Consider the following 14147-nt stretch of genomic DNA (forward strand, 5'->3'; position numbering starts at 1 on the left):
TTGCACTGGGTCTAACTGGAACGTTTCGCCGTACTGAACGGTGCTCTTTCTTTCTCCTCCTCCACCACTCATCTTGTGGGGGATTTTCAACCCGCTTTCGAGCGGGTTTTTTTTATTCCAGCTAAGTGCTCCGATGCCTCACCGGCAGGTAGCGGCATGGTCTGCTCACTTTTTATTTCGGAGGACCCGCTGGAATACAAGTTGTGTGCCACCGTCTCCTTCACGAATACAGAAGCCCTTGATGTCAGGACGGTTAATACTAGAGCTGATTCGTTAAATGCGGGGCCACTTTTCAGATGAAACTGCGCTTTGGAAATCATCGCCTGTATGACAAATGAAAAAGCCTTGTGGTTAAATCAGTCTGAGACTTTTTCATTTGTCGATGTAAGAAATTGTAAATAGAAGTTGTTGAAGGGATGAGCCTTGATATATTAAATACGTCTCCTCCAACACCTCCTAAGGATTGGATTTAGCCCGCTACCGAAAGGTACTGCGGGCTTTTTTTTAGATCAAGTAATCCCGCATTAATGACGAGTGCGGTAGCAATCTTCTTGCGCTTTTTTTGCGGAGTTTGCTACCGGATTCTTGTTGCGTATAGGCCGCCTGTGAAAGCGCAATCGATCTCCCGGCGTCTTAAGTCCCTCTTTCGCTAATTGCTCTGTTACAGCATCGCGTCGATAAGTAACTCGGATGATAACAAGCGAATTCTGCGGTCAACAAAATATCCTCCTGCTTCTGTATAGCGTAAAAAGTAGCGTTCGCAAGCCAGGCATTTCGCAACTATGCAACGGTTGTATGGAAAATAGCGTGGCGCAATGGGTGCATCTGGCGAGTCGTAGCGAGTGCCTGAAGGATGGAACTCGACGAATGTCGGTTCTACAAAAGGATCTTCGAGTAAGGTGCCAACCTCTTGAAAATTGGACTCAACTAAGGATAATGGAACACTCTCCCAGCTTACTAAAGGGACGGAAGAACATGTGCACCCGGCGCTAATGTGAGCAGATTCTTTAGCCAAAGCGGCCAGAGTTGAAAAATCCAGTTTTGGTAATTCTGTCATAGATAAAACCTATTTTTCAATTGAAATTGGAGGGATGCTAGATTCAGTTCGAATACTACCAATAATATCTTTCGACGCTGAAGAAATTGGTGTCGGACAATATGGCGGAACCTCCGATATGCGAAATCATCAGCGTGACGACGGTCGCGATGGCTTGAAGTAGTCCGCGCGACGATCTTTGGATAGACGAGGCCACCGCCGCGCTGCTCCTGACCCGGCAGGACTCATCCTTACCATTCATAAATACTCTATTATCTTTCCCATTACAGGTTCTTGTTACGTGAAGCGCAAGGGCTGCCGATAGTTCTCGTGTAGTTTTTATGTGCCAGTGCAGAAGTATCCAGATCCCTGATGGAAACGACAAATTAATCGATATATCATCACATCCTTTACGTGTCCGACAATGGTTAATCCCGGCGAGACATGCAGGAAACGGAGGTCACCGTGACATTGCAGCAGCTTGAAACTTTTTTCTGGGTAGTCAACCTTGGCAGCTTCGCGGCGGCGGCTGAGCGACTGTATGCGACCCAGTCAACTATATCGATGCGGGTACGAGAGTTGGAAAAGAGCCTCGGTGTCGAGTTGTTCGACCGCACTCATCGAACCGCACAGTTGACGCCTAAGGGTCGCGAATTGATGGATTACGCTGGCCGTATCCTCGACCTTTCGACGGAGCTGGAGCATCGAATCTCTGCGCCGGAAGCAGTGTCCGGTTCAGTCCGATTCGGCGTGGCGGAGGTCGTCACAACGACGTGGTTGCCTGAATTGATCAAGCTTATTGCTACACGCTATCCAAACGTCCGACTCGAAATTGAAGAGGCGTTGACTAGCGAACTTATGGATGATCTTCATGAGGGGCAATTGGAACTCGTGCTCGCACCGGGACATACACGGATACGAAATTTCTCTACGATATCGCTCGGCACGATCGCTTTCGCGTGGATGGCGAGCCCTGCGCTGAAAGTCGAGAAGCGCACCTATCGACCATCTGAATTGGCATTGTGGCCGGTCATCGGTCTTCAGTCCAAGTCATTTCATTACTCGGCGATTGAAGATTGGTTTCAACGCGACCATGTTCGGTGCCGGTATCTTGCACGCTGCAAGAGCCTTGCCGTTGCCGCATCAATGACGATTGCCGGGATGGGTGTTTCCTTTTTGCCGGTGCGTAGCTATAAGGACGAACTGACACAAGGAAAACTCGAGATCATCGATGTCGAGTTGCCGCTTCCGCCGGTCGAGTTCATTGCTGCGTTTCCGTTTGGACATTCATATTCGCTTGCCCGTGCTGTGGCTGAGCTGGCGCAAGAGGTCAGCGACTTCGATAAATAGTTCTCCTGAATTCATTGCTGCGAAGTAAATCGGGCGATTCAGCGCAATTGCCCCCATCCGTATCCCCCCGTCTGCTGCGTTGCAATGACGTCCGGCACATAAAAAAATCCATTCCGAAACATAGCGAGACAGTAGCCGAAAGCAAGGTCGGCTTAGGCGAATAGGCGATTTGAAATGCTGCAAAGCAGCGCCGACTGTTCAAGAAAATTGATATAAAAAGGCGTAAATATATCGTTTTACTTCTCTATTACTGCGACCTACACTTCTTTCGAAGCAACGGGAAGATCAGAGGACGTGAGCAAATTTCTGCTCAAAATATCCCGGAAATATTCGATCCCGCACACGGAGGAAGACATGAGTTCACACGTAATGAGCGAGGAGACGCTTGCGCGTCCACAGCCCAAAACCCAATCAAAAATTAACGTGCTTTTGCGTGCGATAACGCATCTGGCGGAAAACATTTCTAGTTTTGAGTTTGTCGCTGGCGAAGGAAATATGCTTCCTGTTTTTTCCGCCGGGTCGCATATCGATGTCCATTTGCCGAATGGGATCATCCGCCAGTATTCGTTGTGCAATGACGCTTCAGAGCAGCATCGGTACGTGGTCGCGGTGCTACGCGATGCGCATGGCCGCGGAGGGTCGAAGGCGATGCATGATGCGCTTAGGGTCGGTGCTCAAGTCACCATTTCGGTTCCACGCAATCACTTTGCACTAGCCAACGGCGTATCAAAACACGTTTTTATAGCAGGCGGCATTGGCATCACGCCGATCATGTCTATGATTGCGCAAGCGCGCGCCCAGCAGCATGATTTTCATCTGTACTACTGTGCTCGCTCGCCTCAACGTACGGCGTTTCTTGCTGAATTGGCGCCGCTGATCGCAAGTGGCTACGTGACACTACATTACGACGGCGGCGAGCTTTCAAATAGCTTAGACCTAAAAGCCGCGCTTCGTAATTATGACCCCGGTACACACTTGTACTACTGTGGCCCTGCGGGCCTTCTTAATGCAGTGGAAGCTGCGAGTGCTCACTGGCCAGCGCAAGCGTTACATTGCGAACGCTTTTCCGGACCGGCAATGCCAGCAGCAGTGTTGAGTTGTGTGCCGGAAGCGCCTGAAATGTCATTCGACATAGAGTTGGCCAGAGCCGGTAAGCGCTTTACGGTAAAGCCGGGCCAGACCATCGTCGACGTTCTCAAAGCGAATGGTATTGAAGTTGATGTCTCTTGCAAGCGCGGTTATTGCGGGACATGCATGACGCGCTATCTATCTGGTAAACCACACCATCGCGATTCCGTTCTAGATGAAGAAGATCGCGAAGAATTCGTGATGATCTGCTGCAGCCGCGCTAAAACAGAAACGCTGGTTCTCGATCTTTAGCCGCACCGGCCATCGTGTAACAAACCTCATTCGACACAACAAACAGGAGACGACGCCATTATGAGTAAATTCGAATATGTTAAAGATTGCTGGTATCCGATAGGTTTTTCGGCAGAATTTCCAGAAGGAAAGCTGCAGGGACACAAAATCGCGAATCAACCAATCGTAATGTGGCGCTCAGACAAAGGCGAGGTTGTCGCTTTCGATGACCGCTGCTGCCATAAACGTTTTCCGCTGTCGGAAAGTAAGCTGCTCGACAGTGGGCGATTAGAGTGTGCTTATCACGGACTGTGTTATGACACGAGCGGCAAGTGCATTGCGATACCTTCGCAGCCGGATAAGGCCATTCCACCGCAGGTAAGGCTCAGTGTTATCCCGGTCACGGAACAGGATGGTGTGGTCTGGGTCTGGCCAGGAAAACCGGAAAATGCGCATAGATTGTCACCACCACGCACGCCGGAAATCGTCGACAGTACCAACCTGTCTATCGGCTCTCCCGAGCCGTTGCGCGTACCGGCAAACTATCTGCTTTTAATCGAGAACCTACTCGACATTACGCACTTCTATCCTTTACATGACGGCAATATCGGTGACAAGGAAAATAGCCGGATACCTGCTGAGTTTGAAGAGGGTGAAAGTGAAGGGCAGACGTATGTCAAAACGACGCGCCGCGTCGACCACTACCGCCAGCCGCCTTACTTGAAAGAATGGTTTCTATATGACGATGTAGAGCGCATCCATACGCATTGCATGGTAAGTCCTGGCTTAACACGCGTCGTGATGCGGGTAGCGCCTCCTGGAAAACTCGGCACCGAGGAGGAACGCGGCTACACGTTGTTGCATCTGCATATGCCTGTCGATGAACGTAATCTGATATGGCGCTGGTCGGTGTCGTGCAAGGACTGGCACAGAACATTGAGCGATCCAAACATGCCCACCGCGAAGAAGGTCGCAGAGATGTTCCCGGAGGTTGTCGCGCAAGATCAATGGGCGTTGGAGCGTCAGCAGAAAATGATGGAGTATCCAGACAATGGATATTCCGAACTTTTCCTCAAAACTGACAAGGCGTTACGCCGCGCCCGTCAGATCCTAATGGCGTTGCAGCGCAAAGAACGCGAGCCTCAAATGACAGAGGTGGAGCGCGCCAAGGTGCTTGACCTGGATGCAAATACCTAAAATTTGGGGTCGACGCTGTTCCTCCGTGCTCGACCCAAATGACAAGCAAAATAGTTGGCATTCAGTAGAAGGATTTCTTATAAATCATTCGATAGTAAAAACAGGAAAAGTCTATCGATGCAGGGCGCGAGGCGTAACGCGTTGATCCTTGCGTTGATCCTTGGACCGTGGCTTCAGATTTCGCGGTGTTTGCCGAGGGGCAACGCTCAGCACATCTGGCAGCGGTTGCCGGCATAACATGAATGGACAAGTGAAGTGGTAGGACAGGATTGATGGACACAGCGAAAGTTGATCCGATTCCCAAATTATAACTACTCGGCTTAAGCCTGGAGACAAATCGTGGAATTTCAAAAATCACCGGCATCGAACATCGGACCGGAGCACCAAGCATTGCCTGCATCACCTATTATGACGACACATAAATCGCTGTTGCAGCGGTGTGTCGGATATTGCGTGTATCTTTTCGAACGACTTATGCCAGATCCGTTCGTGATTGTGATTCTGCTCTCGGTGTTCACTGCAGTGTGCGCGCTTGTATTTGCGCCACGGGGCACGCCATCGAATATTCTCGCCGGTTGGTATAAAGGTATTTTTGGCATTTTCACATTCGCCTTTCAGATGGTATTAGTGCTGGTGACCGGTTACGCGCTGGCAAATGCACCGGTGATTAAAGCCGGGCTACGTCGGCTTAGCCTTCTTGCGACTGGCCCTTGCTCGGCGGTCGTGCTTGTCTTCACCATTGGGGCCGTCGCGACTTTCCTTAATTGGGGTTTCGGTTTGGTCGTCGGTGCGATGCTGGCCAAGCAAGTCGCTCAGCGAGTACGGGTCGATTTCGCTTGGCTGGTTGCCGCTGGCTATAGCGCGTGGGTGATTTGGGCGTTCACCGGCCTTTCGAGCTCGATTGCATTGTCGATCGCCTCACCGGGCAACCCGTTGAATCTGGTCGAACAAATAACGCACGCAGTAGCACCCCTGTCACAGACGGTGTTTGCTGCCTGGAACTTGATCCCGGGATTAGTCGCAATGGTGCTGATCCCGTTGATATTCATCCTGATGCGACCAGCCGATGCAGACATCATCGCGGCAGATCCTGATGCTCTGGCAGCCGCTGATGAGGCGGCCGCTAAACCTGTCGTGCGTGGCAATACGCCGGCCGGTATAGTGGAAAACTCCCGAATCTGCGGGCTGGCGTTCGTCCTCGCAGGCGCTGCTTATCTAGCGATGGAGTGGCGTCAGCATGGCGTAAGTCTCGATATCAACACCGTAATATTTATTTTCCTTCTTGCCGGCTTGGGTCTGCATGGCAGCCCGGTCAGGTACGTGTTTGCAGTCACTGAAGCTGCGAAAGTCACCGGGCCTATGCTGCTGCAATACCCGTTCTATGGCGGCATCATGGGCATTATGTCGGCCACTGGATTGGCCGATGCCCTGGCGTCGACATATATCCATTTTGCATCGAGCACAACCTTGCCGTTCTTCAGCTATCTGGGCTCGGTGCTGATCACGCTGTTCATCCCGAGCGGCGGGGGACATTGGGCGGTGCAAGGTCCTTTCACTATTCCTGCAGCAGTGACACTTGGAGCCTCAATACCGGGCACCTCAATGGCGATTGCAGCGGGTGAATTAGCCGGAAGTTTACTGCAACCGTTTTGGGCTATCCCGGTAGTCGCAATTGCCGGCATTGGTGTGCAGCGCGTACTCGGGTTCACGCTCGTCATATTTCTCACGATAGGAAGCTTGTTTGCCCTAAGTTATCTTTTTATCGTACCCGTATTTGCTGCGCCCTAAGCGCGACACAACAGTCCCACGGATAGGAAAGCACATGGACCAAACTCTCGCATTAGATAGTATTCAAGTCATCGAAATCTGCAACGTCGCTGCCGGTCCCTATTGCGGCATGCTGCTCGCAGACATGGGCGCAGACGTCATTAAAATAGAGCATCCGGAGGGCGGTGATACATTGCGCGCGTGGCCGCCGATTACCGATGGTTTCAGCGAGAATTTCGCCTCGCTTAATCGCAACAAGCGGTCAGTCGCACTTGATCTGAAAAACGACGATGATGTGCAGCTCGCACGCGAATTAATCCGCTATGCGGACGTGCTTATCGAGAATAATCGACCCGGTGTAATGGATCGGTTAGGCCTCGGCTACGCGGCGATGAACGAGCTTAATCCGCGGCTTGTGTATTGCTCGATTTCTGCTTACGGCCAGTCAGGCCCACGTGCGCAGGAAGGCGGTTTCGATCTGACCATTCAGGCAATGAGCGGGATCATGAGCATCACAGGGGAGCCGGATGGCGCGCCCGCAAAGTGCGGTGTTCCGCTTGCCGATTTCTCGGCTGGTTTGTATGCGGCTTTTTCGATCGCCTCGGTATTGCGCACGGTCGAGCAGACGGGCTGCGGCACACATATCGATATATCCATGCTCGGAGCAACATTGGGCATTGCAGCGTTGCAGACATCCGAATATTTTGGCAGCGGACGTGACCCTGTTAAGTTGGGGTCTGCACATCCCCGTAACGCTCCCTACCAAGCGTTTCGGTGCCGCGATGGATATTTCGGCATGGCGGCTGGCAACAACGCGCTATGGAAATGCGTTTGCGTTGCGCTTGACCATCCGGAATGGTTGTCCGATGACCGTTTCAGCACGCCTACCACTCGCGCCCGGCATCAGAATGAACTTAGAGAGATGCTAGAAGCGCTATTTGTCGGCGACGATGCAGCTTCCTGGTTGGTACTGTTTCGCGCCGCTGGCGTTCCATGCGCACCGATAAATCGGTATTCCGACGTGCTGGCAGACATCCAGGTAGATCACATGGGGTGGGTCCAACCGCTCACTTTGCCAAATGGCGCTCAAACGCAGACGTTTGGTTCACCCATCCGTTTATCGGGCCACAATTTGCCTATTCGTCGTCCGCCACCGGCGCTTGGGGAGCATAGCGCTGAAATCCTCGCATCCCTATTCCCGGTCGTTGCGAAGGAAGCGTCATGACAGACTTACTCGAAATTGATCGGGATCAAGACTGCTGGACGTTTACGCTGAACCGCCCGGACAAGATGAATGCACTTAGCGCGCCGTTGGTGGAGGCGCTCCTTGAGGGGGTTGAGAATGCACATGTTAGCGGTGCTCGGGTATTGGTGTTTCGTGGATGCGGCAAGAATCTTAGCGCGGGCTTTGATTTCGGTGGCCTTGATAGCCAGAGTGATGGCGATCTCTTGTTGCGCTTTGTCAGGATCGAGACCTTGCTGCATACAGTCGCTTCCTCGCCATGCCTGACAGTCGCATTCGCCCACGGTAGAAATTTTGGCGCCGGTGTTGATCTGTTCGCCGTATGCAGGCAGCGCTATAGCACCGCAGACGCGCGCTTCCGAATGCCAGGACTCAAGTTTGGGCTGGTTTTGGGGTCTCGACGCTTTGCCGATCTGGTAGGGCTGGAAAAAGCGCTGGAAATTCTACAGCAAGGGCGCATCATCCTTGCAGGCGAGGCCATTGAGATTGGGCTGGCGACGCATCTGCTTGAGGAGGGAGAATGGTCGGATGCCATCACGGATGCGCAACGCGTTGCGCGGGGACTTGATCGGACTACGCAACAACAGCTATATCAGGCGCTTGACAAAGAAATGCCTGACCGCGATCTCGCGTCGGTCGTGCGATCTGCGGCAAGACCGGGTTTAAAAAGCCGCATCACGGATTATTTAACTCAGTAATAGTCCAGTCATCTACGTTGCGGTAAGCACCAGGCGGCGCGATTGATCCGGCTCAAATGTTAGCCAAATGCATCAGAAAACGTCTCCTAATGCATCTTGGCTTAAGCCAGGCTATCGCACCTGTTTCAACTCGTTGCGTTCTCTGGCTTAATCGGCTGTAAATGCTTGAGGTGCTCAATGAAAGCATTGCTTGCATCGTCTAGAGGTGCGCTGGATTTCTCAAGCTTCGAGCACAGCACAGCCCCTTCCCAGGCGATCCAGAAATAGCGCGCAAGTGCCTCACTGTTGGCATCGGCCCGTAGATGGCCTGTTACTTTTGCTTCGTCAAGGCAGGCTTGAATACGTTGACGCCAATCCGTCAGTACGCTAAGGAGCGCGAGTCGAAATTTATCGTCCAATGCGGCCAGCTCCTGGCCCAAATTTCCGATCAGGCAACCTCGCTTGTAATCAAATCGCGCCATTCCTGCTGTAGCATCTAATGTGAAAGCCTTGATACGGTCTAAAGGTTGAATTGATGAGTCCGTCAGTATGCGATCAAGCTTGTGCGCAAAATAATCGGCATACCCCTCAATCACCGCGAGCGTGTAGGTTTCTTTGTTTTCGAAGTAGTAATAAAAAGATCCTTTCGGAACGCCAGCAGCTTTAACGACTTCGTCGAGCGGTGTGTTGTGGAAACCTTTTTCCGTAAAGATTTCGACGCCAATGCGAATGAGTTCCGCGCGTTTTCCTTTATCACGGGGTGCAGATGCTGCGGGATTTTTAGCCATTTGTGGTTCCGGTTGGCGATGCCATCAGGTGGGCGATTGTATGAGCGGTCATGCGTAAAATTTAGGCATAGTTTCCGCATTCAAATCCGATCAAGGACTCCGCATTTATTTTTTCTGCGTTGTAGGCGTCGAATCGCTTTTCCGTTTTCAATGCTAGGTTGTATTCATTTCCCCCGGGCAAGGTCTCGCACGGAAAACCCAGCAACTCAAACATCAAATATTTTCTTGAGGAATCATAATAGTTTATAACTGACTGGTCAACTAAATCTAGAAATTCGGTTGAATCCGTTATTGTGAGTGGCTTGGAACAGAGGCAAGATGCACAGCATCCTCTCGATAGCATAGCTAAATCCCCTCTGTACCTGTCTTTGAAAATCTATAGTTGACCAGTCAGTTATTAGTGGGTATAAATATGCCCAGTGGCTGATTTAGATTTGCTCGTTAGAAGCGAACTGTCGGCCACTAGCTCAAACAAGCTCGTCAAGTTTGAGTAAAAACCCACATTCATAAATATTAAGGAGACAAGTGGTGGAAAAAATAATTTCGGACAACGCGTCGCGGCGAGATGGCGACGGATTTCTCAGCGCCGCACTGCAGCGGTTTGCAAGAATTTGCGTAATGATCGTCGAACGGATCATGCCTGATCCCTTTGTCATTGCCATTTTGCTGACAGTGCTGACCTGCGTTTTGGCTTATTTTTTAGCGCCGCATGCCTCGGTTCCCCAAGTATTGACAAGCTGGGTCGACGGTGTTTTCAAAATCGCCAGCTTTGCCTTTCTGGTCGCGCTGACACTGGTAACCGGTCACGCCCTATCGACCTCCAAACCGGTGGCTAGTCTTCTTAAAACGATTGCACAGATCCCGACTACAAAACAAGGGGCGATGACCCTGACATTCTTGGTTTCGATGACGGCTGGCCTGTTGAATTGGGCTGTTGGCCTCGTTGTCTCGGCGCTATTTGCGCGAGAAATAGCGAAACGTATGCGTGTAGATTTTGCATGGTTGGTAGCGGCCGCTTATGCTGGCTGGTCATTCTATGTGTGCGGCATTTCCAGCTCGATCGCGCTGGTGAGTGCTAGCAAAGGTTCGCCTCTCAATGTGATAGAGAAAATCACGGGAAACGTGCTTCCGATGAAGGAGTTTTTGTTTTCTCCGTTGAACTACATACCTTTGATTATTCTGGCGATCGTTCTTCCCCTGGTATTTCGCGCAATGATGCCCAGCGATGCGGAGACGATTGCAGCAGACCCAGTCCGTCTTAAAGCTGAAGATGCGGTGATCCCGGAAGAAAGTGCATCGCATACTATTGCCGGAATGCTCGACCATGCATGGATACTTAATCTTGCGCTGGTAGGGCTTGGCCTGGCATACATTGGGCTGAAAATATCAGAGGGCGCATTTGCGATGGATTTGAATATGTTAGTTCTCATATTTCTGTTGCTGGGCTTGTTGATGCATTGGACGCCAAAGGCTTATGTACGCGCCATAAACAATGCGGCTCGTGTGACAGGACCGATTCTGCTGCAGTTCCCTATTTACGGCGGAATTATGGGCATCATGTCGGCCACCGGATTGGCGGACGTTATCGCCCAATGGTTCATTAGTTTTTCAACGACGCAAACGCTGCCATTTTGGAGTTTTGTATCGTCCGTGATCATTAGTATGTTCATACCGAGCGCGGGTGGTCACTGGGTAGTTCAGGCACCGTTTGTGGTTGCGGCTGCAGAGCATCTACATGTTGCGCAGGGTGCGGTGGCGATTGCAGTTGCACTAGGCGAGAGCGCTGCCGACATGATTCAGCCTATGTGGGTCATTCCGCTGTTGGCAATTGCCGGTGTGGGCATGGGGCGTGTCATGGGTTATACCGTCGTGGCTTTTTTCATCATGTGCGCAGTAATGGGCGGCACTTTACTTTTTTTCCCGAATTAGGCCGCAGTTGTACGATTAATGATTTATCTAAAAGTGACGTAAAAAATGGACGAGTTCAACTGCTCGTGAATTTCAAAGGATAGCAATGTTGACATCACTTGAAGCCAAACTCTGTCCAAATAAATATTTGACTAGTCAACTAGCAAGTTGCATATAGTGGTGGGTGCTGCGCAAATACGCCTGCATCTGCCTCTTTTCCGGGATAAATCCCACTTAAAATTAAGGAGACTCTAATGTCGCAAAACAAATTTCAAGCCCTGGTTCTTCGCGAAGAAGACAAGAAAACCAATGCCTCCATTGAGACACTAGCTCTTGACGCGCTGCCTGATGAAGATACGCTGATTAAAGTTGACTATTCCACGCTGAACTACAAAGATGCGCTGGCGATCACCGGCAAGGGCAAGATTGTACGGACCTGGCCAATGGTGCCGGGAGTCGACTTTGCCGGGACTGTCGTTGAATCCAGTAACCCGCAATACAAGCCGGGGACCAGAGTGGTACTGACCGGATGGAGTGTCGGTGAAAAATATTGGGGCGGTTACAGCCAGTACCAGCGTGTCAAAAGCGACTGGTTAGTCCCGCTGCCGGAAGGACTCACTACGCGGCAGGCGATGATGATCGGTACTGCAGGTTTCACGGCAATGCTCTGCGTTAATGCGCTGCAAGCGGCCAATATCACGCCGCAAAGCGGGCCAGTGCTAGTCACAGGTGCTGCCGGGGGAGTCGGGAGCGTAGCGGTCGCCATTCTCACAAATCTTGGCTATTCGGTTACCGCGCTCACGGGCGATCCCGACAAACATACTTATGTAAAACAACTCGGCGCAACCGCATTTGCGGATGGACCGGAGTGGAGCGAGGCTCCTCGTGCCTTGGAAGCGCAACGGTGGGCTGCCGCGATCGACACTGTAGGCTCTAAAGTGCTGGCACGTGTTCTGGCGGAAATGCACTACGGCGGCGTTGTCGCTGCGTGTGGTTTAGCTGGCGGGGCCGATCTGTCGACCACCGTCATGCCGTTCATTCTGCGCAGTGTCAGACTGATCGGCGTTGACTCCGTGATGCTGCCAACCAAAGATCGCGTTAGTGCATGGCAGCGTATCGTCAACGATTTGCCAATGGAAGTGTTGAATGGTATTACGGCGACGACTGTTTCACTGACCGACGTTAAGGACGCCGCGGAAGACATGCTGGGCGGAAAACTCAAAGGACGCGTGCTAGTTGATGTTAACGCTGTCTGATCATTGTGCAGGTAACGCAATGATATAAAACCGCTCTAAAAAACAGGATGGAGACTGCTGTGCAAATAAAATTAAACATGGGCCTGGGAAATGCGTTGAACAGTGCGTGCGGCAAGTTTGACGATGCTGTCGCGCTCACTGGCAAGCATGGTTCGTTGTCATATGCGGCGCTGGCGCGCGAGGCGGAACGCGTATCAGATGCGCTGCGCAACATTGGGATCGGACCCAATGAGCCGGTGCATGTCCACGTGTCGAATCATCCACTGGATATAGCGGCATTGCTAGGGGTATGGAATGCGGGCGGTGTCGTGGTTCCGGTACATCGCAGCACGCCTGCGGCAGTGGCGGCTAAGGTTCTGGATAAAACCAAGGCGCGATTGATGATTGACATGCAGGCAGCAGCCAACTCTGCAAGCGTCGTGACGATGATCACAACGACGTGCCCACCGGACAGGCCGCTGTTGGAGAATGCCGCATTCATTATCTTTACTTCGGGATCCACCGGCACGCCGAAAGGAGTTGTGGTCTCGCATGATGCGTTTTACGGCAAGATTCAGCAGATCGATAGCTTACTTAATTTTCAACCGTATGAGAATACGTTGCTGGTATTGAATATTACTTTTAGTTTCGGTCTCTGGATAAGTTTGCTGACATTGATGCGGGGCGGCACGCTAGTCATGGCTGAAAAATTTGATCCAACAACCTTCCTGGGATCACTGGTCGATAACAACATCACGCGTGTCGGGATGGTGCCGACAATGATGCGTGTTCTGTTTTCTGATTCAGGATTGCTATCAGAAATCGATCGAGTAGTTACGCAAGATAAATTGCGCCAGATTTTAATCGGGGGAGAATCGCTGGGCCATTCGCTTGCATCTACCATCAGACAGCGCTTTTCACGTACTGACCTGATCGACATTTACGGATTGACCGAAACGGCGACCTGTGACTTTTTTTCTTTCCCAGAAGATTATGCGAAATATCCTGGCTGCATCGGTCGGCCTTCGCCCAACGTTGGTTTCCGCATAGTCGACGCTTATGATGCAGCGGTGCCATCGGGCACCTTGGGCGAACTGCAAATACACAGTCCCTATTTGATGAACGGCTATCTGGATGAACCAGACCTTACGACCTCGGCCCTTTCGGATGGCTGGCTCAAAACTGGCGACTTAGCGCGACTAGTAGACGACTCGGTGGTTGAACTGATGGGGCGAAGCAAGGAAATAATTAGCCGGGGAGGGAACAAGGTTACTCCAGGAGAATTGGAACAATTGTTATGCTCGCACCCCGATATTTCGGCCGCCATGGCCGTGGGCCTTGCGGATGCCGTTCTCGGAGAACGTATTCACGTGTTGGTTGTGCCGCGAACTGGTACTTCTCTTGAAATTTCGGCTTTAAAAAAATATCTTGAAAGCCGGTTGGAAAAATTCAAGCAGCCCGACACTTATTACATATCGGATGAGCTGCCATTAGGACGTACCGGCAAGGCGGATAGAGGGCAGCTCAAGATGATGATCCAATCCGGTGCCATCGCATCGGCCTCAGCAGCGACTTCGGCTTAACGCG

General features: G+C 51.6%; 11 protein-coding genes. 9 read left to right on the forward strand and 2 right to left on the reverse strand.

The annotated features are described in order from the left end of the window. Positions 1–661 precede the first annotated feature (661 nt). Positions 662–1057 (reverse strand): hypothetical protein, encoded by a 396-nt coding sequence (locus C7W93_RS00310; protein ID WP_108438239.1) that lies wholly within the window; start codon positions 1055–1057, stop codon positions 662–664. A gap of 423 nt (positions 1058–1480) precedes the next feature. On the opposite strand from C7W93_RS00310, the gene C7W93_RS00315 reads away from it, so the two are divergent. From C7W93_RS00315 to C7W93_RS00340, 6 genes are all read left to right on the forward strand, one after another. Beyond that, positions 1481–2386, forward strand: coding sequence for a LysR family transcriptional regulator (locus C7W93_RS00315; protein ID WP_108438240.1), 906 nt, complete (start codon positions 1481–1483; stop codon positions 2384–2386). A 294-nt stretch (positions 2387–2680) separates the two neighbouring features. Further along, positions 2681–3766: a PDR/VanB family oxidoreductase gene (locus C7W93_RS00320; RefSeq protein WP_225869712.1), complete on the forward strand. Its 1086-nt coding sequence runs from the start codon at positions 2681–2683 to the stop codon at positions 3764–3766. A 60-nt stretch (positions 3767–3826) separates the two neighbouring features. Continuing rightward, on the forward strand, positions 3827–4942 hold the full coding sequence (locus tag C7W93_RS00325) for an aromatic ring-hydroxylating dioxygenase subunit alpha (RefSeq protein ID WP_108438242.1): 1116 nt from the start codon (positions 3827–3829) through the stop codon (positions 4940–4942). Positions 4943–5350: 408 nt separating this feature from the next. Further along, positions 5351–6730, forward strand: a complete 1380-nt coding sequence (locus C7W93_RS00330; protein ID WP_108440389.1) for a TIGR00366 family protein — start codon at positions 5351–5353, stop codon at positions 6728–6730. A gap of 34 nt (positions 6731–6764) precedes the next feature. Then, positions 6765–7934, forward strand: a complete 1170-nt coding sequence (locus C7W93_RS00335) for a CaiB/BaiF CoA-transferase family protein (RefSeq protein WP_108438243.1) — start codon at positions 6765–6767, stop codon at positions 7932–7934. Continuing rightward, complete coding sequence (locus C7W93_RS00340) at positions 7931–8650, forward strand: enoyl-CoA hydratase/isomerase family protein (protein ID WP_108438244.1); 720 nt, start codon at positions 7931–7933, stop codon at positions 8648–8650. The genes C7W93_RS00335 and C7W93_RS00340 overlap by 4 nt, the downstream gene beginning before the upstream one ends. 125 nt (positions 8651–8775) lie before the next feature. Here the strand turns inward: C7W93_RS00340 and C7W93_RS00345 are convergent, their stop codons facing one another. Continuing rightward, positions 8776–9417 carry a TetR/AcrR family transcriptional regulator gene (locus tag C7W93_RS00345; protein ID WP_108438245.1) on the reverse strand — a complete coding sequence of 214 codons (642 nt, stop codon included), beginning with the start codon at positions 9415–9417 and terminating at the stop codon, positions 8776–8778. Positions 9418–9945: 528 nt separating this feature from the next. Here C7W93_RS00345 and C7W93_RS00350 point away from each other — a divergent pair. From C7W93_RS00350 to C7W93_RS00360, 3 genes are all read left to right on the forward strand, one after another. Next, positions 9946–11346: a short-chain fatty acid transporter gene (locus C7W93_RS00350; RefSeq protein WP_108438246.1), complete on the forward strand. Its 1401-nt coding sequence runs from the start codon at positions 9946–9948 to the stop codon at positions 11344–11346. 233 nt (positions 11347–11579) lie between these two features. Next, positions 11580–12581, forward strand: a complete 1002-nt coding sequence (locus tag C7W93_RS00355; protein WP_108438247.1) for an MDR family oxidoreductase — start codon at positions 11580–11582, stop codon at positions 12579–12581. Between the two features lie 59 nt (positions 12582–12640). Next, complete coding sequence (locus C7W93_RS00360; protein ID WP_161539845.1) at positions 12641–14143, forward strand: class I adenylate-forming enzyme family protein; 1503 nt, start codon at positions 12641–12643, stop codon at positions 14141–14143. The last annotated feature ends 4 nt before the right edge of the window (positions 14144–14147 follow it).

Source organism: Glaciimonas sp. PCH181, assembly GCF_003056055.1.
Taxonomy (GTDB): Bacteria; Pseudomonadota; Gammaproteobacteria; order Burkholderiales; family Burkholderiaceae_D; genus Glaciimonas.

Coding starts and splice junctions, on each gene's coding strand:
- C7W93_RS00345 (WP_108438245.1), bottom strand. CDS start 9,417: ATGGCTAAAAATCCCGCAGCATCTGCACCCCGTGATAAAGGAAAACGC.
- C7W93_RS00355 (WP_108438247.1), top strand. CDS start 11,580: ATGTCGCAAAACAAATTTCAAGCCCTGGTTCTTCGCGAAGAAGACAAG.
- C7W93_RS00340 (WP_108438244.1), top strand. CDS start 7,931: ATGACAGACTTACTCGAAATTGATCGGGATCAAGACTGCTGGACGTTT.
- C7W93_RS00310 (WP_108438239.1), bottom strand. CDS start 1,057: ATGACAGAATTACCAAAACTGGATTTTTCAACTCTGGCCGCTTTGGCT.
- C7W93_RS00335 (WP_108438243.1), top strand. CDS start 6,765: ATGGACCAAACTCTCGCATTAGATAGTATTCAAGTCATCGAAATCTGC.
- C7W93_RS00325 (WP_108438242.1), top strand. CDS start 3,827: ATGAGTAAATTCGAATATGTTAAAGATTGCTGGTATCCGATAGGTTTT.
- C7W93_RS00330 (WP_108440389.1), top strand. CDS start 5,351: ATGACGACACATAAATCGCTGTTGCAGCGGTGTGTCGGATATTGCGTG.
- C7W93_RS00315 (WP_108438240.1), top strand. CDS start 1,481: ATGCAGGAAACGGAGGTCACCGTGACATTGCAGCAGCTTGAAACTTTT.